We start from the raw sequence: 20351 nt of genomic DNA, 5'->3' as shown, positions 1-20351 counted from the left end.
CGTGCATCCGTGCGTGAGAGAGGGCGGGAGAACTCGGTTCCGGGGCGCGAAAACCCTGCGCTCGCCTGCACGCAGAGGCGCAATCGAACATGCAAGCGATGCTCTGAACTGCGTAAATCTGAAATCCCTGGGATCGAGACAACACCTGATCCCGCTTTAACCATCATGAATAGGTCAGGAGTGCGATTCTCCTAGGCGGCTCGTTTGTTTGTGGTGGTCAGCCGTGCGGGCCGGTCGCGCCCGCTTTGCCGTCTGCGCCCGCGGTGGCCCCGCTGCCGCCGGCACCGAAGCCGCCGGCGGCGCCGCCAGCACCACCCGCGCCCCCAGCGCCAGGGGCCCCCGTCGAGCCGTCGGCGCCGGCGTGGCTGAACAAGATGCCTCCCTGACTGCCGATGCCGCCCACCGAGCCGGTGGCACCGCTCTCGCCGCCCTGGGCGCCGTCACCGCCGTCACCGCCGTCGCCGCCGTTACCGCCGATGCCCCCACGGGAGCTTCCGTCTCCGCCGACGCCGCCCCCGGCGCCCGAGCCCCCCGCACCGCCGGTGCCGCCGGTCCCACCAAAACCGCCGTCGCCGCCGCTACCGCCATTGCCGAACAGCAGGCTCGCCGCCCCGCCGTTGCCGCCGTTACCCCCGCTGCCGCCGTTACCGCCGGTGCCGACAGAGGGGTCAGAGTCTCCGCCGTCGCCCCCATGACCGCCGGTGGCGGAGCTCGCTGCGGTCGCGTCGCCGCCGTTGCCGCCGTTGCCGCCAACGCCGGCGGCGGCGCCGGTGCCCCCGGTCCCGCCAGTCCCGCCGGTCCCGCCGTTGCCGCCGCTGCCGATCAATAGCCCGCCACGGCCACCGTCGCCGCCGGTCCCGCCGCCACCGGCGGTACCCCCGGAGACGTCGGTGGCAAAGCCGCGGCCGCCATCGCCGCCATCGCCGCCGATGCCACTCGCCAAACCGGTGGCCTTGCCGCCATCGCCACCCGCGCCACCCGAGCCGCCGGGGATTCCGCCTTGACTGCCGTCGCCGCCGGCGCCCCCGTGGGCTTGCCCCGTGAAGCTCTCGGCGTCCCCGCCGGCACCGCCGGCCCGCCATTGGCGCCGCCACCGGGATCACCGCCGGCCCCGCCCTTGCCCCCGGTGGCCGACCCCGACGAGGCAGTGGCGCTGCCGCCGGCGCCTCCGGTACCGCCGGTCTCGCCGGTCCCACCGGTATCACCGGTATCGCCGTTTCCGCCGGTCAGGGGGCCATTGCCGCTAACGTTGCCGCCGGCGGCACCGGTTCCGGCTGTCCCGGTGGGGGTGGGGTTGACACCGTCTGCCCCGGCCAGGCCGGTCCCACCCTGGCCCCCGGTGCCGCCATCGCCGAACAGGAACGCGTTGCCACCGTTTCCGCCATGCCCGGGACTACCGCCGTTGACGCCCGCCATGGCGGTCCCGCCTTGGCTGCCGATGCCGCCGTTGCCCCAGAACAGGCAGCCGGTGCCGCCGGTGGCACCGGCCCCACCGACACCTCCGGTGCCGCCGCTACCGAGCAACCCCGCGTTGCCGCCGGCGCCGCCATTTTGGCCGGGCGCACCGGAGCCGCCGGTGCCGCCGTTGCCGATCAAGATGCCGCCGTCGGCGCCGTTGGCCCCGCTGCCGGGTGCGCCGTCGGCGCCGTTGCCGATGATGGGACGGCCCAACAGCGCCTGGGTGGGTGCGTTGACCAGTCCCAGCACGTCGCGTTCGAGGACCTGCAAGGGCGAGACATTGGCGGCTTCGGCACTGGCATAGGACAGTCCAGCGCCGCTCAGCGTTTGGGTGAACCACTGATGAAACTGCCCGGCTTGGACACTGAGTGCCTGATAGGCGCGGGCATGCGAGGAGAACAGGGCGGCCACCGCCGCCGAAACCTCATCCGCGCCGGCGGCCTGCAGCACGGTCGTCGGCACCACCGCCGCGGCATTGGCTGTGTTGAGCGCGGCGTCGATACGTGCCAATTCAGTCGCCGTCGATGCCAGTAGGTCTGACGCCGCCACCACGTATGACACCGCTGTACTCCTAGATATGAAAGGTATGAAAACCGTTGTTGACTTTGCGGGCCAACGCTACCGCCAAATTTCGCTGAAAGTTATTGTCTTGGAGAAAACTTCGAGACAACTAATTCATCCGGAAGGGAATTATCGCGCCGCTTATTCGGGAGCTAGAAAACCCACCGGACCGGAGGCGACACACACCGCCAATGCGGTGGTATTGGCTCGCACGGTGATCACATCGCCGGCGCCTGGCAGCCGGGCGTAGACCCGGTTGAGGCCCGGATGCACCGGAACTTTGCGCTCGGGTCCCTCCGGCAGCGCCAGCGTTATCGACCCGTCGCTGTTGGCAAGATAATTGAGTTCAACGGTCCAGTCGGCGGGTAGCAACGGGCCGTCCAGGACCAGCCGTGCGGGCTGGTCTGGCTGCGCGAAATAGCCGCATTGGGGCATGGGGCCGGGAACAATCGTCCGTATCCAGGTAACTCGCGCATCGACCAAATTTCCAGAGCTGGTAAACATTCTCAGTTTGGTTGTCGCCGTCGCGAAATCGGGGCGGTTCGGCAACAGCGCGAACATATGGCTGGCCAGGTTTTCCGGCCAGGCCACCCGTTGCAGCACCAGTGGATCGACTTCTTGATCCAGTAGCGGGGCATTCGAATTTATCTGGGCGCCAGCCAAGCTCGCTTCCGCATTCTGCAGGTATGACTTGGCCGGGTTGTCGCGCCAGCTGGTCAGAAAGGTCGCCGTCGAGTAGAGGCTGCTGGCCAGGAATAGCATCGCCGCGGCGGTGATCGTGCTGGCCCGGACGCGCGAGGCATTCAACCAATCTGACGGCCGATTCGCCGCGGTCAAGGCGACGGCGGCCAACAGCGCCAACACCACCACCAGATCGGGGAAATAGCGCAGCGTCTGCGCCAATTCCAGGGCGGTGAACCGCGATGAGCGCATCAGGTAGATCGGCACCTGGCAGGCGACGGCGTAGCCGGCCGCGGTCAGCCACACCGCGCCGATGCGTCGTTTACGGATCAGCGACAAGCCGAGTAGCCCGGCCAGCACCAGCCATCCGAGCGCCATCACCGTCGGCGGCGGCGTCGCCCACGGGGACGCCGGGGCCCAGCGATCCCAGCGCCACGGTCCGCCGGCCAGGCCCCCCACGATGCCGTGCGTGATCGATCGACACAGCAGGTCCCAGGTCATTGCCAGATCCCCACTCCAGCGCTTCTGGTCAACCACGGCCAGATAGAGCACCATCCAGCCGGCGGTCAGCGCCAGCGCCGCCGTCCACAACCGGATCCCGGCCTGCCAGGCCGTGCGCAGCGGACGCTTGTCGCCGCCGACATGGCAGACCAGGGCGCTGACCGCGAAGGCGACGAACGGGACCACCGCCGCCTTTTCGAAGAACAGCAGGCCGGCGAAGTAGGCGAGCACCGCGCTCACCGCGTATCGCTGGTTGCCGGTGCGGATCAGCAGGATCGCATCACCGCACACCCAGGCCAGCGCCGCCAGCAGCGGCAGCGAGTTCAGTGCCGCCGCCCACCACGCGAATCCGGGCACCCCCAGCGGGGTGAACAGCGCGAACGTCAGCGGGATGAGCAAGACCCGGCGCCAGCCCAGGATCACGTAGAGCGCTCGCAGCAGCGCTAGCGATGCCAGCAGCTGCAACACCACCAGGCTTATCGCGGGTCCGGTCCAATCCAGCGGCATCAGCCGGATGATGATGCCGGCAACCAGAAATGCGCCGGGCATGACGTGGCCGTCATGGTCGTCGAACAGGTAGGTCGCCGAGAGTAGGTCCTGGGTGCCGGCCCGGCCGACCAGGATCAAATCGTCCCAATAGAAATACCCCCGGAACGCCAGCACGGCGCGAACCCCCAGCTGAATCATGATCAGCGCGATGGCGGCCACCGCGACCTTGGGCACGGGCCTGGTCCGGGTGGGCATGGTTATTTCTTACCGGTCGGTATTGTGGGCCGGTGCGTGCACTGGTCACCGGCGCGGCCGGTTTCATCGGATCGACACTGGTCGACCGTCTCCTGGCAGACGGTCATACGGTGGTCGGACTGGATAATTTCGCAACTGGCCGGGCGACCAATCTCGAGCATCTGGTCGACAACCTTGCGCATGTCTTCGTCGAAGCCGACATCGTGGACGTGGATCTGCAGGCAATTTTCGAGCAGCACCGGCCCGAAGTGATTTTTCATCTGGCGGCGCAAATCGACGTCCGCCATTCGGTGGCCGATCCGCAATTCGACGCCTCGGTCAATGTCATCGGTACCCTGCGGCTGGCCGAAGCGGCCCGGCTCACCGGCGTCCGCAAGGTGGTGCATACCTCCTCGGGCGGATCCATCTATGGCACCCCGCCGCAGTACCCGACCAGCGAGCGGGTGCCCACCGACCCGGCATCGCCGTATGCCGCCGGCAAGGTTGCCGCGGAGATCTACCTCAACACATTTCGGCATCTGTACGGCCTGGAGTGTTCCCACATCGCCCCGGCCAATGTGTACGGCCCGCGCCAAGACCCGCACGGCGAGGCGGGGGTGGTGGCGATCTTCGCGCAGGCGCTGCTGTCGGGTAAGCCCACCAAGGTGTTCGGCGACGGCACCAACACCCGCGACTACGTGTTTGTCGACGACGTCGTCGATGCCTTCGTCAAGGCGGGCGGCGACGTGGGCGGCGGCCAACGGTTCAACATCGGCACCGGCGTGGAAACCTCGGACCGCCAACTGCACTCAGCTGTGGCCGCGGCCGTCGGCGGCCCCGACGACCCGGAGTTTCACCCGCTGCGGCTGGGCGACCTGAAACGGTCCTGCCTCGACATCAGCCGGGCCGAAGAGGTGCTGGGCTGGTGTCCGCAAGTCGAACTGGCAGACGGGGTGCGGCGCACCGTCGACTACTTCCGGCGAACCCACGGCAGCTGATTGTCTGGGCCGGCCTCAGCGTGGCTCCGGTGTCTGAGCTCCTTCGAGCGCTATGGCGCGGGCCAGCCGCGCGTAGCGCAGCTCCAGGTCTTTGAACCGCATGTAGGTGCTCAGCGTGGTGAAGCTGAACGCCATGATCAGCGCGTAGAGCATCAGATCGGTGCCCCGGCGCACTCCGAACCAATGTGCGACCACCGTGGTGTCGTCCGGTCGTAGCACCGCGTAGATACTGGCCAGGACGAATAGGACGTAGCCGACTTTGACCCATGCCCGCGACCGGGCGCTGCGGCGGGAGCGCAGCAGATAGAACAGCAACGCGATGATCGACCCGATCAACAGCACCTGGATACAGTTCATCGTCGCATCCTCCCTCGCAAAAACCCGTCGAAAATGATGTTGACGCCGTTGAGCAGGGGCTGCCCTTTCGACTTCGAGTAGTCGGTGTAGAGCACCTCGACGGCTTCTTCGGCAACGCGCCAATGGTTTTCGGCGATCAGCATGACGAACTCGGTGGCGTGGCTCATCCCGCTCATGGTGATGTTCAGCCCATCGGCCACGGTCTTGTTGAACACCCGCAGGCCGTTGTTGGTATCGGTCAGGCCCAACCGGCGACCGCGCGGACTCAGGCGCGCCGCGGTCTGCAGCACAATTCGCTTCAGCAGGGGCGGGCGGCTCCCGACGGGCCGCCCGAAGCGGGTTCCGATCACCACGTCGACGTCGCCGACCGACAACCGATCCACCATGGCGGCCAGGTCCTTGACGCGGTGCTGACCGTCGGCGTCGAACGTGGCGAAGATCTGGGCTCCCGGCTGCTTACGGGCGTATTCGACCCCGGTCTGGATGGCCGCGCCCTGGCCCAGATTGATCGGATGAGCCACCACGTGAGCCCCGGCCCGCAGGGCGATATCGCCGGTGCCGTCGGTGCTGCCGTCGTCCACGCACACCACATGGCCGAAGGTTGACCGCAGTTGCGCGATCACCTCGCCGATGACGGTGGCTTCGTTGAAGGCGGGAACGACGATCCAGACGTCGGGGTGATGCGTATCAATATCCATTTTCACGGCCATCTAGGCCCACAAATTACACGCTTGGCCAGTGCCCATCATCTGCTCGCGTATCCGGCGCGCGCCAGCGCGAGCAGATGAACACCGATCCCTACCAATGGGCCACACAACAGCGCCACCACCGTGCGGGCTTCCAGCGGTAGCGGCAACAGCAGCAGCAACCCTGATGCCGCTGTCGCGCTCACCCAGCCTAGTGAGTAAGCCCGGTGCAGTGCGGCCGCCACCGCCGCGGCTCCGGTGAGCGTCAACATGGCGATCGCCACGGCGGCCGCGCTCAGCCAGGCCAGCAGGGCGCCGCTGGCCTGATATTGCTGCCCGAAGGCCGAACGCAGTAACCACGGGCCCACCGCTCCCGCGGCCAGCACCCCGATCGCACCGATACCGCCGATGAGTGCGGCCGGCGAGATCAGTGCCCGCAGTCGCTGCGCGCTCTCGTCGACGAAATGGGCGATGAGGTTTCCCTGCATCGCGGTCAGCGGCACCAGCAGCGGCGCACGGGTCAAGGTCACCGCCAAGATGATCACCCCGCCCTGGGGGCCGAGCTCGTTGGAGGTCAGCTTCAGCAGGACCGGAAACCCCATCACCAGAATCGCGCTGGCACCGGCGGCGGTGATCGAATGCGCGGCACCCCGCAGGAACGTTGCCGTGCTGCCCGGCGTCAGCAAGCGTGCCGTCGCGCGCGCGACGGGCGAAGCCAGCAGCAGAATCAGCCAGGAGACCGAGCCCGCCACCGTCGCCCACAGGAAGCCGACCAGACCCCACCCAATGGCAAACGTTGCCGCCGCGACCGCCACTCGGATTATCGCGTCGGTCACCATCAACGATCCGTAGTGCGACCACCGGTTGGTGCCGGCCAGCATGCCCAAAAGCGTGGCATGCAGACAGAATCCGGCCAGTCCCACACTGAGCAGTCCCACCGACAACCAGCGGTCCTCCACGAACACCCGCCCGCTCCACAGCGGCGAGCTGCCCGCGATCACCACGGCCGAGGCCAGCCCGACCATCCCGGCGATTCGCAGGGGATGGGTGCGGCCTCCTTCCGGCACGACGTCCAGGTACCGCGCGGAGCGGACTTCGCGCGTGGCTTCTTGCAGGAGCCCGTTGGCGGCGCCGGAAACCAGGCCGAATGCGCCCCAGAACACCCCGAACACGGAGAAGCCGCTGGGAGCCAAGTCCCGGGCGGCCAGATAGATCACCGTATAACCGCACAGCGCGGTGACCGCGGTGGCGGTGCCGACGCGTGCCACGCTGCCTCGCGCGATCGCCCTCCCAGAGGCGCCCGCCGCTCCCGTTGTTCCCCCTACTTCGGTCACCCTGGCAGCACTAACGGCCAACCGACCTGATGCTGGGCACGTTTGCAGCCACGCTTGCAAATACTAGGCGTGTGGGCCGTGGGTGCTCGCCAGGCCGGTTCGGCGTTGTTTTGGCTTGCCCTGAGGGGCTCTCGGGTATAGATGAAGTGCACTGGAAAGGACCCATGACAACGATCCGCGTGTTCGGGTTGTCGCTGCTGGTGACCGGGGCAGCTTTGGTTGCCGGGTATTGGCACGGCGGAGTGACCGCGCTGTTCCTGCTGGTGGTGCTGGCGATCCTGGAGATATCGCTGTCGTTCGACAACGCCATCATCAACGCCACGATCCTCAAGCAGATGAGCCAGTTCTGGCAGCAGATGTTCCTGACCATCGGGATCGTGATTGCCGTCTTCGGAATGCGGTTGGTGTTCCCGCTGACCATCGTCTGGGTTACCGCGGGTCTTGATCCGGTCCACGCGATGAGGTTGGCGCTGAACCCGCCGCCTGGCGGCGCGCTGGACTTCCCGGACGGCTCACCCAGCTACGAGAAACTGATCAGCGCGGCCCACCCGCAGATCGCGGCGTTCGGCGGGATGTTCTTGTTGACGCTGTTTCTGGATTTCGTGTTCAACGACCGTGAGATCAAGTGGCTGAAGTGGATTGAGGCGCCGTTCGCCCGGATCGGGCGGCTGGGTCAGGTCCACGTGATGGTGGCGTGCGTGACGCTGATCTTCGCTGGTCCCGGGTTGACGGATTCCAGCGACGACCTGGGCACCGTAATGGTCGCCGGGCTGCTGGGTCTGGTGACCTACCTCGTGGTCAACGGATTGAGCCGGGCGTTGCAGCCGCCTCAGGTCGGTGCCGGACCTGGCGAACTCGTCGCCCGGGGGGCGGTGGGCAAGGCCGGGTTCATGCTCTTCATGTACCTCGAGGTGCTCGACGCCTCGTTCTCCTTCGACGGGGTCACCGGGGCATTCGCGATCACGAGCGACCCGATCGTCATCGCGTTAGGGCTGGGCTTGGTGGGCGCCATGTTCGTTCGGTCGATCACGATCTATCTGGTCCGACAGGACGCTCTGGACCGCTACTTCTACCTCGAACACGGCGCGCACTGGGCGATCGGTGCGCTCGCGGTGATCATGCTGATGTCCATCGACCACCACCTGCAGATCCCCGAGTGGATCACGGCATCGATCGGCGTGGTGTTTATCGGGGCGGCGTTCACCAACAGCGTGGTGCGCAACCGGCGAGCCGGCGGCTGAGCCGGAAATCAGTGGCCGTCGGTCTTGAACCGCTCCACCGACCGCATCACCTCGGCCTCGGCCTCTTCGCGGCCCACCCAGTCGGCCGCCTTGACGAACTTGCCCGGTTCGAGGTCTTTGTAGTGGACAAAGAAGTGCTTGATGGCTTCCAGCTCGAACGCCGGAACGTTGTCGATGTCCTGGATGTGGTCCCAACGATGGTCGCCGGCCGGGACGCACAGCACCTTGTCGTCGCCACCCTTTTCGTCGACCATCCGGAACATTCCGACCGGCCGAGCCTCCACCAGCACACCCGGGAACAGCGGCTCCGGCAGCAGTACCAGGGCGTCCAGCGGGTCGCCATCCTCGCCGAGGGTGTCCTCGATGAAGCCGTAGTCGGTGGGGTAGGCCATCGGGGTGTACAGGTAGCGGTCCAGTTTGACCCTGCCGGTCTCGTGATCGACCTCGTACTTGTTGCGCTGGCCCTTGGGAATCTCGATAGTCACGTCGAATTGCATCGCGTGGCCCCTTTGACTTAGTGAGGCCAGAAGAGGCCTGGGATTAGGTCAAATGCGTCCGGTGACACCCTAGTGCAGCGGTCCTGTGGGCCTGCTGGGTGGCCGGTTGGGCACAATGGGACCGGAAAGACAGGAGAGTTATGGGTCCCAAACGTTGGCGGAAATCCACCCAGGTGTTCCTTGGGGTGGCCGTGCTGGCGTTTGTCGCCGCCGTCGTTGCCGCCGCAGCGTTCTTCACCGTCGGTGGCCGCGCGGCCAGTGCGCGGTTGGTGGTGCCGCCGCCGCGTCCACCGACGGTCAAGCCCGCGGTCACCGCCGTGGCCGACACCGGTGTGGTGCCCAACTCGGGCGCGATGGCCGCCGCGCTGGCGCAGGCCGCGGCCGATCCGAACTTGGGCAAGCTGGGCGGTCGGGTCAGCGATGCGCTGACCGGGCAGGTGCTTTGGCAGCAACTCGACGACGTACCCCTGGTGCCGGCATCGACAAACAAGGTCCTGACCGCCACCACGGCGCTGCTCACCTTGGACCGTCAGGCCCGGATCAGCACCCGCGTGGTGGCCGGTAGCCCCAGCGGCCAGGGGCCGGTGGTGTTGGTTGGAGCCGGGGATCCGACGCTGTCGGCGGCACCGCCCGGCGTCGAAACCTGGTACCGGGGCGCGGCGCGCATCAGCGACTTGGTCGATCAGATCCGCCGCAGTGGCATGACGCCGACATCGGTGCAAGTCGACATCTCCGCCTTTACCGGGCCGACGATGGCCCCGGGCTGGGATCCGGCCGACGTCGGCAACGGTGACATCGCCCCGATCGAGGCGGCGATGATCGATGCCGGTCGCGTCCAGCCGACCACGGTCAACTCCCGACGGTCGCTGACCCCGGCGTTGGACGCCGGACGCGAACTGGCCAGGGCCCTTGGTCTGGATCCAGCAACGGTCAGCATCGCCTCGGCTCCCGCTGGGGCGCGCCAGCTGGCCGTGGTGCAGTCGGCGCCGTTGATCGAACGGCTCTCCCAGATGATGAACGCCTCGGACAACGTGATGGCCGAGTGCATCGCCCGCGAGGTCGCGGCCGCCATCAACCGTCCGCGCAGCTTCAGCGGCGCGGTCGATGCGGTGACCACCCGGCTGAATACCGCCCACATCAACACCACCGGCGCGGGGCTGGTGGATTCCAGTGGGCTTTCGGTTGACGACCGGCTGACAGCCCGGACGCTCGACGACGCGATACAGGCCGCGACGGGGCCGGATCAGCCCGCGTTGCGCCCGCTACTGGATCTGCTGCCGATCGCCGGCGGTAGCGGCACTCTCGGGGAACGCTTCCTGGACCGGGCCACCAACCTGGGCCCGGCGGGCTGGTTGCGGGCCAAGACCGGCTCGCTGACCGCCATCAACTCCTTGGTCGGTGTGGTCACCGATAGCAGCGGACGCGTGCTCACGTTTGCGTTCATCTCCAACGATGCCGGGCCGAACGGACGCAACGCGATGGACGCGTTGGCCACCACGCTGTGGTCTTGCGGGTGCACAACATGACCGCGGCCTCGGATGTGACCCTGGGCAACACCGTCGACTGGCAGTTTGCGGCCACGGTGGGGGAGCGGCTGGCCCGCCCCGGTCCGCCGTCCAGTGACTACACCCGACGCCAGGCGGTCGACGAATTGATGCGCGCGGCCGAGCAAGCGGAGCCGCCGGTGCGCGACGTCACCGGTTTGATCACCACCGGTGATGTGCCCGCGGCCCGCGTTGTGGACCGGCCGGAGTGGATACGGGCCGCCGCGGAGTCGATGCGGGCCATGACCAACGGGGCCGAGAAGCCGCGCGGACTGCTCACCGGGCGTATCACCGGTGCGCAGACGGGTGCGGTGCTGGCGTTCGTGGCCTCGGGAATTCTCGGTCAGTACGATCCGTTCGCCGCCGCGGACGCGGCCGGCATGGGCGGTCTGCTGCTGGTGTATCCCAACGTCATCGCCGTTGAGCGACAACTGCGGGTCGACCCATCCGATTTCCGGCTGTGGGTCTGCCTGCACGAGGTCGCCCACCGGGTCCAGTTCACCGCCAACCCGTGGTTGGCCGGCTACATGCAGCAGGCGCTCGGTCTGCTCACCACCGAACCCGCCGACGACATCGGACAGGTGGTGAGCCGGCTGGCGAACTTCGTGCGCAACCGCAACGATCCTGGCGACGATTCGGGCAATGTGACGGGGATTCTCGGTGTGGTGCGTGCCGTGCAGTCCGAGCCGCAGCGTCAGGCGCTGGATCAGCTGCTGGCGCTGGGCATGCTGTTGGAGGGCCATGCCGAACACGTGATGGATGCGGTGGGGCCGATGGTGGTGCCCTCGGTTGCCGTCATCCGTCGTCGCTTCGACGAGCGCCGGCAACGCAAGCAGCCGCCACTGCAGCGGTTGTTGCGCGCGTTGTTGGGCTTCGACGCCAAACTCAACCAGTACACGCGCGGCAAAGCGTTTGTCGACGACGTGGTGGCCCGGGTCGGGATGAAGCGGTTCAACACCATCTGGACGAGTCCGCAGACGCTGCCCCTGCCGGCTGAGCTGGAGAATCCGCGGCGATGGATCGACAGGGTGCTGTAGCGCAACTGCGCAGGGCCGTCGAGAAGTTCGCGTCGACCCATCTCGACGCCACCGACCGATGGAGTATCGGGCTGTCCGGCGGTCCGGATTCGCTGGCGCTCACCGCCGTGGCGGCGCGGCTGCGGCCCACCACCGCGCTGATCGTCGACCACGGCCTGCAGCCGGATTCGGCCGCGGTCAGCGAAACCGCCCGGGCCCAGGCCGTCTCGTTGGGTTGCGTGGCCGCACGGGTGCTCCGGGTCCAGGTGGGCAATCCGGCCGGGGCCGGGGGTGGGCTGGAGGCGGCGGCGCGCACCGCCCGCTACGGCGCGCTGGACGCCCACCGCGATGGCCCGGTGCTGCTGGCCCACACCCTCGACGATCAGGCCGAGACGGTGTTGCTGGGGCTCGGCCGCGGTTCGGGCGCTCGCTCGATCGCCGGCATGCGTCCGCACGATCCACCATGGTGTCGGCCCTTGCTGGGGGTGCGTCGCGGGGTGACCCATGATGCGTGCCGGGAGCTGGGCCTGACCGCATGGCAGGACCCGCACAACAGCGACCGGCGCTTCACCCGGACGCGGTTACGTGCCGAAGTGCTGCCGCTGTTGGAGGAAGTGCTGGGTGGGGGTGTGGCTGCGGCGTTGGCGCGCACCGCGACCGCGCTGCGCGCGGACACCGAGCTGCTCGACGCCATCGCCGCCGAGGCGCTGCCCACCGCCGTCGTCGATTCCGGCCTGGACACCAGCGTGCTGGCTACGCTGCCCGAGCCAGTGCGTCGGCGAGTGATCCGCAGTTGGCTGCTGGCCGGCGGGGCGATCGGGCTGACCGACAAGCAGATCAGGGGCGTGGACGCGCTGGTCACCGCCTGGCGAGGCCAGGGCGGGGTGGCGGTCGGATCGAATTTGAAGGCGCGGCGTCTGGTCGCCGGACGAGGTGGCGGCCTGCTGACTCTGCGGTCCGAGCCAATCTGAGTCGGTGAAGATGGGGACTGGCGTTGGTTGTTCGGGCGCGGACATGGCACGCTGTGCACGTGGCCCAGAGCTCCTCGGCGATCACCCCCGGACATGCAGGCGAGTTGTACCCAGGTGATATCAAATCCGTGCTGCTCACTGAGGAGCAGATTCAGCGTCGAATAGACGAGCTCGCGGCCCAGATCGGCAACGACTATCGCGAGCTGGCCGACACCAGCGATCAGGACCTGCTGTTGATCACGGTGCTCAAGGGCGCCGTGCTGTTCGTCACAGATCTCGCCCGTGCGATTCCGTTGCCTACGCAATTTGAGTTCATGGCGGTCAGTTCCTACGGGTCCTCGACGTCGTCGTCGGGAGTGGTGCGGATTCTCAAGGACCTGGACCGCGACATCGCCGGTCGCGACGTGCTGATCGTCGAGGATGTCGTCGACTCCGGACTGACGCTGTCCTGGCTGTTGCGCAACCTCAAGAGCCGGCAACCCAAGTCGTTGCGGGTGTGCACCTTGCTACGCAAGCCCGAGGCGGTGGGGGCCAACGTCGACATCACCTACGTGGGCTTCGACATTTCGAATGACTTCGTGGTGGGTTACGGCTTGGACTACGACGAGCGCTATCGCGACCTGTCCTACATCGGCACCCTCGATCCCAGGGTCTACCAGTAGCGAGCGCGCTCTGCCGACCGGAAACTCAGGTCAGCTCCCACACCGCGGTCACCGAGAAGCTCACCGTCTGCTGGCCTGGTTCCAGCGGCACCATCGAGGTGCGTGGCGCCGGCGTGTTCATCTCGCCGGGCGAGGGCCTGGTGCCGACTCCTTCGGATATGGAAAGCACTGTGCCCAGCCGCAGCCCGGACAACTGGGCGTATTGCTGCGCGCGGCTCTTGGCGTCCTCGAATGCCCGGGCGCGCGCGTCCTTGACCAGTTGCGAGTCGTCCTCGATCGAGTAGCTCACCGAACTGATCCGGGTGGCGTCGCCGCCGGTGTTGACGATGAGTTCCAGTAGGCGTGATGCGGCATCGGGTGGACGGATCTTGACTTCGATCGCATTATCGGCGCGATAGCTGCTGATCGCCGCCGCTGCGCCGGGCTCTGGGCTGGTGTACTGGGGCTGTAGCGACACCTCGGTGGTGCGAATGTCCTTACGGTCCACCCCGGCGTTCGCCAGGGCGTCGATGACCGCCTGCTGCCGAGCGTTGGCCTGGCTCATCGCGCCGGTGACGTCCTGAGAAGTGAACTCAATGCCGACCTGCGCGGTCAGGGTGTCCGGGATGCCCTGCACCTGCCCGGACCCGAACACGGTCGCCTGACGTGGATTTGCGCCGGGCGCCGCCGCAGTGTGGGAGTCGCACCCGCTCAGGCAGCCGGTGGCCGCACCGGCCACGGCCAAGGCAATCAATCTGCGGGCGAATCCCGGTGTGCTCCATTGGATTGGCATGCCTGGCACCCTAGTCGCCGCGCGGAGTCGACCGGCGGGTGCGCCGTTGTCGGCTCCCAGATGTTCTCAATTCACTTCTTGTTCATCTTTGATTCCTGGGAAAGCGCCGGCCCCCGTGACCGGACATTGGCCCCCGAAAGACTGTCAGCAAATGTCATATTGGCGACCTTTACGTTGAAAAATTCCAATCCAACCCAAGTTTGGCTCAACAATTCTGCGCCCCTATAGCAGACCCAGTTTTTGTGCTTTGCAAGAGTCGGCTAGGCCGACGTCGAGCCGTGGGCCCCGGTTGGGCCACCACCCCCGCCCGGGTACTTGCCGCCGCGGCGCGACCGGGGCCGTGGTCCTGGTACTGGTGATAGCGCCGGGTCGCGGCCCGGCGCTGCGGCCAGAATCCGCCGCTGAACAGGTTGATTAGCGGCAATTTGTTGATTAGTAGGGGGCTGTCCACGGCGGCCGCGGGCGGGGTCTAGCGGGGATACAAACCGTCGGAGGCGGGTGGCGGGGGCCTTCGGCGCGGCCCCGTCGCTCGCCCGGAATGCACGACAGAAGGCGCCTGTCTTCGATATGGGCAAAATTCATGTCGAACTCAAATCATATTTGATTCAAATATGTTTCATACAAAAGAAGATATTTACCTGCGCGGTTGGCACAGCAAATGAATTGTTACCGACTCAGCAGTGAACAGGCTGTGTGAAGCCTGTGGTTTTCCTACGTATCTGCCCTAACGTGTCCTGCGATCTGCTTCAGCAATGGGGGACGGACAGTCATCGGTCACCGAAAGCTGTTGCTGCAATTAAGAATTGAGGGAGAGGGAAACTCATGTCGATCATGCTTGCGCAGACAGATGTGCTGGCAGCGACTGCGGCGGAATTGCAGTCCATCAACGTGGCGGTGCAGGCCTGGAACGTCGCGGCCGCGGTACCGACCACCGGCGTGGTGCCCGCCGCCGCCGATCTGGTGTCGCTGCTGACCGCGTCGCAGTTTGCCGCGCACGCCCAGCTGTATCAGCAGATTGGAGCCCAGGCGGTGGCGGTCCAGGAGCAGCTGGCCACCACGCTGGGCATCAGTGCGGGTTCGTACGCGGCCACCGAGGCCGCCAACGCGGCCACCATCGGCTAGGAGACACCGGGTCATGTTGGATTTTGCGCAATTGCCCCCGGAGGTCAACTCCGCGCTGATGTATTCCGGGCCCGGCTCCGGGCCGATGCTGACCGCCGCCGCTGCCTGGGACGTGTTGGCCGCCGAGCTGCAAGCAACCGCGTCCACCTACGACGCTTTGGTGACCGAACTGACCGACGGGCCCTGGCAGGGGCCGTCCGCGGCGAACATGGTCGCGGCCGCCATGCCCCAGGTGGAGTGGTTGAGAAACACAGCCGCACTTGCCGAGCAGGCCGGTAGTCAAGCCGTGGCCGCGGCCGGAGCCTACGAGGCGGCCTTTGTCGCGACGGTCCCGCCGCCGGTGATCGCGGCCAACCGGGCGTTGTTGATGGCCCTGATGGCGACGAACTTCCTCGGACAGAACACGGGCGCTATCGCGGCCACCGAGGCGCAGTACGGCGAAATGTGGGCGCAGGACGCGGCGGCAATGTACGGCTATGCGGGCTCGTCGGCGGCGGCCGCGCAGTTGGCGCCGTTCGACCCGGCGGCGCAGACCGTCAGCGCGGCGGGCCTGGCCAATCAGGCCGTCGCGGTCGGTCAGGCATTGAACGGGGCGGTGGACTCACAGGCACTGGCGGAGATTCCCAAGGCGCTCTCGCAGCTGGCCGGAATATCCAACGAACCCCCTTGGCTCACCGACCTCACTGGCGCGATCGGCTTGACCGGCCACGCCTGGAACTCCAACGGTGACGGAATCATCGTGGGCGGCGCCCTGGGCGACATCGTCCAGGGAGTGACCGGCTCCGCCGAAGTGGATGCCGGCGTATTCATGGACACCTTCAGCAAATGGGTGAGTCCGGCCCGGTTGGCGGTAACTCAGTTCAAGGACTATGTGGGCCTGGCCCATGACCTGCCCAAGTTCGCTCAAGAAGGCGCCAAAGCGGCGGCCGAGGCCGCCAAGGAATTGCCGGCGGTACTGCCGTCGCTTCCGGGCGTCGGTCTGGGCGGGATTACCGGAGCCGTCGGTAACGCGGCGTCGGTCACTGGGCTTTCGGTGCCACCTCGTGGATGAACTCCGTCGGTGCCGCGGCGAACCCGGCCATCGTGACGGTCAACAGCCTCGGGGCCGCCGCGGCCGAGCCGGCGCAGGCGGCGGTGGGTGGAGTGCCACTGATGCCCGCCAGTGGTGTCGGGCGCGGAATGGCGGCGCACTTCGCCGCACCGCGCTATGGCTTCAAGCCGACGATGGTCGTGCACCCGCCCGTCGGAGGGTGACGAAGAACACATACGATCAACGCGGGGTGATCGGACTGCTGTACAGCGGGATCTTCGAGGGAAGGGGCGAGGCTCGCGATTCACCTTGATCTAGCAACGGATTTGACAACTCGTACACGAGAGGCATTCGCATGACCACACGTTTTATGACCGACCCGCACGCGATGCGCGACATGGCGGGCCGTTTCGAAATGCACGCTCAGACCGTCGAGGACGAGGCCCGCCGGATGTGGGCGTCCTCGCAGAACATCGCCGGCGCGGGCTGGAGCGGTATGGCTTCGGCAACCTCGCTGGACACCATGGGCCAGATGAACACCGCTTTCCGCAACATCGTCAACATGCTGCACGGGGTGCGTGACGGGCTGGTTCGCGACGCGAACAACTACGAGCAGCAAGATCAGGCCTCCCAGCAGATCCTCAGCAGCTAGTACCGGCCCGACAGCTTCGATTCAGGAGGACAAAACCAATGACCATCAATTACCAGTTCGGCGATGTCGACGCCCACGGCGCGCTCATCCGCGCCCAGGCCGCCTCCTTGGAGGCCGAGCACCAGGCCATCGTTCGCGATGTGCTGGCCGCCGGTGACTTCTGGGGCGGCGCCGGTTCGGTGGCTTGCCAGGAGTTCATCACCCAGTTGGGTCGCAACTTCCAGGTGATCTACGAGCAGGCCAACTCGCACGGCCAGAAGGTTCAGGCCGCCGGCAACAACATGGCGCAGACCGACAGCGCCGTCGGCTCCAGCTGGGCCTGAGTCCGCGGCAGGTACGCAGCGGCCCTAATCGGGCCGCGTGATGGCTTACCCGCCTCCCGGGGGTGATACCCGGGAGGCGGGTAAGTCCGTTTATGGGGCAGTTGACCTGGGTGTTGATGTCGACGCGCGTTCGGGTGACCGCCGTGCACTTACCTATTTCCGCATTTGCGGTGCCGAAACCATGGCGGCCCCCTAAATCATTGATCTCCGGTTGGTCGGGGCCAATATGTCCTACGGCAACAAAAATACTTTCCCTATTGATCAGCATCGTACACAATCTGGACAAGCGGGGCGGATTTCGTCGGAGAGCCCTCCGCTGTCAACCGGGGGGTTGCTCCGAGGAGGCGCTGGCTGCAGGTGGCAAAAGGCCAGGTGGGGTCGAATCCGGTTGGCTAATATCGCTGTTCGGCGACGACACGCGCCGCGGCGAAAATTCCCCTCATGCCGCGTTTTGCGCCCCTTGGGGACTTGAATTCATCGAATGCGAAGCGTTTGGGCATTGTGAAATAGGGCTCAGATGTGTCGCTGAATTTGAATCGTTGTTAAACCGATTCTGAACAAGATGTTTACGCCTGGTGTTGGTCATCTCTCGTGGTTTTTCTGGTCCCTTGAGTCCCTTAGCCTGATTGCCGATCAGCGTCAGCGCCGTTCGTCGCTGGACGTTATTGGCTCAATTGGTTCTTGAAAGGAGAGCGATGTCGCACGTGACTGCTCAGCCGGAGATTGTGGCTGGAGTCGCATTGGAGCTGCAGGCCATCAACTCGGCGGCGCGCGCCGGGGACGAGGTCGCGGTAGCTCCGACGACAGGAGTGGTCCCCCCGGCGGCAGACCTGGTGTCGATGTTGACGGCAGCCCAGTTCGCCGCCCATGCAAGGGTGTATCAGGCGATCAGCGCTCAGGCCGCGGCGGTACAGGATCAGCTGGTGACCGTGCTGGGTATCTCCGCTGGTTCGTATGCGGCAACCGAGGCCGCCAACACCGTCGCGGTCAGCTAGGCGAGGCCGCACATGCTGGATTTCGCGCTCCTACCGCCAGAAGTCAACTCCACGTTGATGTATTCCGGACCCGGTTCAGGATCGATGTTGGCCGCCGCGGCGGCTTGGCAGGCGCTGGGCGCCGAGTTGCAGTGCACTGCGAACTCTTATCGTTCACTGCTGTCCGGGCTGGTTTCCGGACCATGGTCGGGGCCCGCCGCCGCGGCCATGTCGGCTGCTGCCGCGCCGCATCTGGCCTGGCTGAGCGCAACCGCCGCGCAGGCTGAACAGGTCGGGAGGCAAGCGGCGGCGGCGGCGAGTGCCTACGAGGCGGCGTTTGCCGGGATAGTGCCGCCCGCGGTGGTAGCCGCCAATCGGGCGATGTTGGCGACGCTGGTGGCGACCAACCTCTTCGGTCAGAACACCCCGGCCATCGCGGTAGTGGAAGCCGAGTACGCCGAAATGTGGGCTCAGGACGCGAATGCGATGTACCAATATGCGGCGACGGCCGCGGCGGCGGCCGACCTGACCTCGTTCGTTCCGCCTCGGCCCGCTACCACCGCGAACGGACCGGCCGCTCAGGCCGCCGCAGTCGGCCGGGCCACCGGCGATCTCCTCGCGGGGGATGCGCAGTCGTTGCAGCAATTGGTGGAACAGCTGCCCAACGCGCTGCGGGGACTCTCGGAGGCGGCGTTGGTGCCCTCGCCGGAACAGATCTTGCGTACGCTCGGCCTGATCGGCTGGAAGTGGACGCCCAACGGCGACGGGATCGTGTTAAGCGGCGCACTCGGCGCACTGGTAGCGGGTCTCACCGGGTCGTCGACGCTGGATGCCAGCACGCTATCGAACACCTATATCAGGCTGGTTTCGCCCTTCCGGCTCACCACCACGGCGTTGAAAGACATCGACGGTTTGTCCCACAGTCTCTTCCCGGCTGCCGCGCACGCGGGCCAGGAAGCCGCCAAGGCGGTCGAGGCCCTGCCACAAGCGCTGCCGAAACTGCCGTTGTCGGGAGTGTCGAGTGGTCTCGGGGGGATTGGCAGGGCCGCCCAGATCGGGGGCCTGTCGGTACCCAACGCTTGGGCGAGTTCGATGCCCGGGTTGGGCCGCGTTGCAACCGTTCCGCTCAGCTCCGTTGCCGCTGCCGCCGCGGCCGCCGACCCCAGCCAACATGTCTTTGGCGGTTTGCCGGCTCATGGCACACCCGCGCGCGGCTTCGCCGCCTCGGCGGCCCCTCCCCGATATGGGTTTCATCCCAGGGTGATGACGCGCCCGCCGGCCGCCGGCTAGATCCTGTCTGCTAATTGCGGACGCGGTGGTAGGTGATGATGGCGGCCAGGGTGACACCGCTGAGGTAGGTCAGGGCGTATTTGTCGTAGCAGGTGGCGACCGCGCGCCAGTGTTTGAGCCGGTTGAAGCTTCGCTCGACGGTGTTGCGGTGCTTGTAGATTCGGCCTGAGAACCCCGGAGGCCGTCCTCTGTTGCGGCCTTTGGCTTTGCGGCGGGTGATCTGGTCGCTGCGCTCGGGGATGGTATGGGCGATCTTGAGCCGGCGCAGCTGTGCCCGCGTCGAGTCATAGGAGTACGCCTTGTCCGCCAGCAGGTGAAACGGGGCGTATGAGTTGCTGCGCCGGGCGGCCAGCAGTGGCCAAAGCATCGGATTATCACCGGCTTGACCGGCCGACAGTGCCAGGGTGACCGGACTGCACAGCTGGTCGGTCAAGGCGTGGATCTTGGTAGTCAGCCCGCCGCGGGAACGCCCAATGGCGTGGTCATCGGGCTCATGGAGATATTTCTTGTAATTCGACAGATCCCCCCTGTGCGGCGCCCGGGGGCGCGCTCCGGCTGCGTGTTGGTGGGCGCGCACACTGGTCGAATCGACCGACAACAGTGCGCCCAGGTCGGCGTCCTCGGCGTCGAGGTCAGAGGCGATCGCCGCGAAGATCCGCGCGTAGATGCCATCGACCGACCAGCGTAGATGCCTCTCGGCCACCGATTGCCAGGGACCGAAGTGCTCGGGCAGGTCACACCACGGAGATCCCGTACGGTAACGCCAGATAATGCCCTCCAGAGTATGTCGATGATCGTTCCACGGCCGGCCACGCCGCCGCCCCGCAGGCAACACCGCCACGATCAGCGACCACAAATCATCAGAAATCGCATGCGTCCGCATCACCCAAACAGCATCAGCCAAAACACCATTCACATTAAGCAGACACGCCCTAGGCCAACGCGCCGCGACGTCGGG

At 66.6% G+C, this 20351-nt stretch carries 18 protein-coding genes and 2 pseudogenes; 12 read left to right on the top strand and 8 right to left on the bottom strand.

The window, feature by feature from the left end; genetic code table 11:
* Nucleotides 1-217: 217 nt before the first annotated feature.
* Together G6N41_RS29420 and G6N41_RS02815 are read right to left on the bottom strand one after the other, a co-directional pair.
* Nucleotides 218-2019, bottom strand: a pseudogene (locus G6N41_RS29420) (PE family protein).
* 141 nt (nucleotides 2020-2160) lie between these two features.
* Entirely contained in the window at nucleotides 2161-3945 is a 1785-nt protein-coding gene (locus tag G6N41_RS02815) for a hypothetical protein (protein ID WP_198966542.1), read from the bottom strand.
* A 32-nt stretch (nucleotides 3946-3977) separates the two neighbouring features.
* Here G6N41_RS02815 and G6N41_RS02810 point away from each other — a divergent pair, with 32 nt between their 5' ends.
* Entirely contained in the window at nucleotides 3978-4922 is a 945-nt protein-coding gene (locus tag G6N41_RS02810; protein WP_198966541.1) for an NAD-dependent epimerase/dehydratase family protein, read from the top strand.
* A 15-nt stretch (nucleotides 4923-4937) separates the two neighbouring features.
* On the opposite strand, the gene G6N41_RS02805 is transcribed toward G6N41_RS02810, so the two are convergent.
* Genes G6N41_RS02805 through G6N41_RS02795 form a run of 3 tightly spaced genes read right to left on the bottom strand, consistent with a single transcriptional unit; the run spans nucleotide 4938 to nucleotide 7320 of the window.
* Entirely contained in the window at nucleotides 4938-5279 is a 342-nt protein-coding gene (locus G6N41_RS02805) for a DUF2304 domain-containing protein (protein WP_198966540.1), read from the bottom strand.
* Entirely contained in the window at nucleotides 5276-5989 is a 714-nt protein-coding gene (locus tag G6N41_RS02800; RefSeq protein ID WP_198966539.1) for a glycosyltransferase family 2 protein, read from the bottom strand. The genes G6N41_RS02805 and G6N41_RS02800 overlap by 4 nt, the downstream gene beginning before the upstream one ends.
* 35 nt (nucleotides 5990-6024) lie before the next feature.
* A complete protein-coding gene (locus G6N41_RS02795) occupies nucleotides 6025-7320 on the bottom strand; it encodes a hypothetical protein (RefSeq protein ID WP_198966538.1) in 1296 nt (431 codons plus the stop codon).
* A 143-nt stretch (nucleotides 7321-7463) separates the two neighbouring features.
* Here G6N41_RS02795 and G6N41_RS02790 point away from each other — a divergent pair, with 143 nt between their 5' ends.
* Nucleotides 7464-8540: a DUF475 domain-containing protein gene (locus tag G6N41_RS02790; RefSeq protein ID WP_198966537.1), complete on the top strand. Its 1077-nt coding sequence runs from the start codon at nucleotides 7464-7466 to the stop codon at nucleotides 8538-8540.
* 8 nt (nucleotides 8541-8548) lie between these two features.
* On the opposite strand, the gene G6N41_RS02785 is transcribed toward G6N41_RS02790, so the two are convergent.
* Nucleotides 8549-9037: an inorganic diphosphatase gene (locus G6N41_RS02785; RefSeq protein ID WP_020730880.1), complete on the bottom strand. Its 489-nt coding sequence runs from the start codon at nucleotides 9035-9037 to the stop codon at nucleotides 8549-8551.
* Nucleotides 9038-9177: 140 nt separating this feature from the next.
* Between G6N41_RS02785 and dacB the strand changes: the two genes are divergently transcribed.
* The 4 genes from dacB to hpt are packed head-to-tail and all read left to right on the top strand — an operon-like array spanning nucleotide 9178 to nucleotide 13230.
* Nucleotides 9178-10563 (top strand): D-alanyl-D-alanine carboxypeptidase/D-alanyl-D-alanine endopeptidase, encoded by a 1386-nt coding sequence (gene dacB / locus G6N41_RS02780; RefSeq protein ID WP_198966536.1) that lies wholly within the window; start codon nucleotides 9178-9180, stop codon nucleotides 10561-10563.
* Nucleotides 10560-11618 (top strand): zinc-dependent metalloprotease, encoded by a 1059-nt coding sequence (locus tag G6N41_RS02775; RefSeq protein WP_198966535.1) that lies wholly within the window; start codon nucleotides 10560-10562, stop codon nucleotides 11616-11618. The genes dacB and G6N41_RS02775 overlap by 4 nt, the downstream gene beginning before the upstream one ends.
* Entirely contained in the window at nucleotides 11597-12568 is a 972-nt protein-coding gene (gene tilS / locus G6N41_RS02770) for a tRNA lysidine(34) synthetase TilS (protein WP_198966534.1), read from the top strand. Before G6N41_RS02775 ends, tilS begins: the two co-directional genes overlap by 22 nt.
* A 53-nt stretch (nucleotides 12569-12621) precedes the next feature.
* Nucleotides 12622-13230, top strand: a complete 609-nt coding sequence (hpt, locus tag G6N41_RS02765; protein WP_012396643.1) for a hypoxanthine phosphoribosyltransferase — start codon at nucleotides 12622-12624, stop codon at nucleotides 13228-13230.
* 25 nt (nucleotides 13231-13255) lie between these two features.
* On the opposite strand, the gene G6N41_RS02760 is transcribed toward hpt, so the two are convergent.
* Nucleotides 13256-14002 carry an SIMPL domain-containing protein gene (locus tag G6N41_RS02760; protein WP_198966533.1) on the bottom strand — a complete coding sequence of 249 codons (747 nt, stop codon included), beginning with the start codon at nucleotides 14000-14002 and terminating at the stop codon, nucleotides 13256-13258.
* 822 nt (nucleotides 14003-14824) lie between these two features.
* Here G6N41_RS02760 and G6N41_RS02755 point away from each other — a divergent pair.
* The 6 genes and pseudogenes from G6N41_RS02755 (at nucleotide 14825) to G6N41_RS02730 (ending at nucleotide 19393) form a co-directional block, all read left to right on the top strand.
* Nucleotides 14825-15124: a PE family protein gene (locus G6N41_RS02755; protein WP_198966532.1), complete on the top strand. Its 300-nt coding sequence runs from the start codon at nucleotides 14825-14827 to the stop codon at nucleotides 15122-15124.
* A gap of 13 nt (nucleotides 15125-15137) precedes the next feature.
* Nucleotides 15138-16378 (top strand): annotated as a pseudogene (locus G6N41_RS02750) (PPE family protein).
* Between the two features lie 131 nt (nucleotides 16379-16509).
* Nucleotides 16510-16806 (top strand): type VII secretion system effector EsxM, encoded by a 297-nt coding sequence (gene esxM / locus G6N41_RS02745; protein WP_198966531.1) that lies wholly within the window; start codon nucleotides 16510-16512, stop codon nucleotides 16804-16806.
* Between the two features lie 38 nt (nucleotides 16807-16844).
* Nucleotides 16845-17129 carry a WXG100 family type VII secretion target gene (locus G6N41_RS02740; RefSeq protein WP_011740938.1) on the top strand — a complete coding sequence of 95 codons (285 nt, stop codon included), beginning with the start codon at nucleotides 16845-16847 and terminating at the stop codon, nucleotides 17127-17129.
* 695 nt (nucleotides 17130-17824) lie between these two features.
* Nucleotides 17825-18124: a PE family protein gene (locus G6N41_RS02735; protein ID WP_012396638.1), complete on the top strand. Its 300-nt coding sequence runs from the start codon at nucleotides 17825-17827 to the stop codon at nucleotides 18122-18124.
* A gap of 12 nt (nucleotides 18125-18136) precedes the next feature.
* Nucleotides 18137-19393: a PPE family protein gene (locus tag G6N41_RS02730; RefSeq protein WP_198966530.1), complete on the top strand. Its 1257-nt coding sequence runs from the start codon at nucleotides 18137-18139 to the stop codon at nucleotides 19391-19393.
* 10 nt (nucleotides 19394-19403) lie between these two features.
* On the opposite strand, the gene G6N41_RS02725 is transcribed toward G6N41_RS02730, so the two are convergent.
* Nucleotides 19404-20279, bottom strand: a complete 876-nt coding sequence (locus G6N41_RS02725) for an IS5 family transposase (protein WP_407663769.1) — start codon at nucleotides 20277-20279, stop codon at nucleotides 19404-19406.
* Nucleotides 20280-20351 lie beyond the last annotated feature (72 nt).

The organism is Mycobacterium shottsii (genome assembly GCF_010728525.1).
Classification (GTDB): domain Bacteria; phylum Actinomycetota; class Actinomycetes; order Mycobacteriales; family Mycobacteriaceae; genus Mycobacterium; species Mycobacterium marinum.
Note: the sequence above shows the minus strand (reverse complement) of the source record. Positions and strands in the feature narration are given on the sequence as shown.

Excerpts from the sequence above, each read along its gene's own strand:
- G6N41_RS02800 (WP_198966539.1), bottom strand. The coding sequence starts at position 5,989 with ATGGCCGTGAAAATGGATATTGATACGCATCACCCCGACGTCTGGATC.
- tilS (WP_198966534.1), top strand. The coding sequence starts at position 11,597 with ATGGATCGACAGGGTGCTGTAGCGCAACTGCGCAGGGCCGTCGAGAAG.
- G6N41_RS02775 (WP_198966535.1), top strand. The coding sequence starts at position 10,560 with ATGACCGCGGCCTCGGATGTGACCCTGGGCAACACCGTCGACTGGCAG.
- dacB (WP_198966536.1), top strand. The coding sequence starts at position 9,178 with ATGGGTCCCAAACGTTGGCGGAAATCCACCCAGGTGTTCCTTGGGGTG.
- G6N41_RS02790 (WP_198966537.1), top strand. The coding sequence starts at position 7,464 with ATGACAACGATCCGCGTGTTCGGGTTGTCGCTGCTGGTGACCGGGGCA.
- G6N41_RS02735 (WP_012396638.1), top strand. The coding sequence starts at position 17,825 with ATGTCGCACGTGACTGCTCAGCCGGAGATTGTGGCTGGAGTCGCATTG.
- G6N41_RS02815 (WP_198966542.1), bottom strand. The coding sequence starts at position 3,945 with ATGCCCACCCGGACCAGGCCCGTGCCCAAGGTCGCGGTGGCCGCCATC.
- G6N41_RS02785 (WP_020730880.1), bottom strand. The coding sequence starts at position 9,037 with ATGCAATTCGACGTGACTATCGAGATTCCCAAGGGCCAGCGCAACAAG.
- G6N41_RS02740 (WP_011740938.1), top strand. The coding sequence starts at position 16,845 with ATGACCATCAATTACCAGTTCGGCGATGTCGACGCCCACGGCGCGCTC.
- esxM (WP_198966531.1), top strand. The coding sequence starts at position 16,510 with ATGACCACACGTTTTATGACCGACCCGCACGCGATGCGCGACATGGCG.
- G6N41_RS02805 (WP_198966540.1), bottom strand. The coding sequence starts at position 5,279 with ATGAACTGTATCCAGGTGCTGTTGATCGGGTCGATCATCGCGTTGCTG.
- G6N41_RS02755 (WP_198966532.1), top strand. The coding sequence starts at position 14,825 with ATGTCGATCATGCTTGCGCAGACAGATGTGCTGGCAGCGACTGCGGCG.
- G6N41_RS02730 (WP_198966530.1), top strand. The coding sequence starts at position 18,137 with ATGCTGGATTTCGCGCTCCTACCGCCAGAAGTCAACTCCACGTTGATG.
- G6N41_RS02760 (WP_198966533.1), bottom strand. The coding sequence starts at position 14,002 with ATGCCAATCCAATGGAGCACACCGGGATTCGCCCGCAGATTGATTGCC.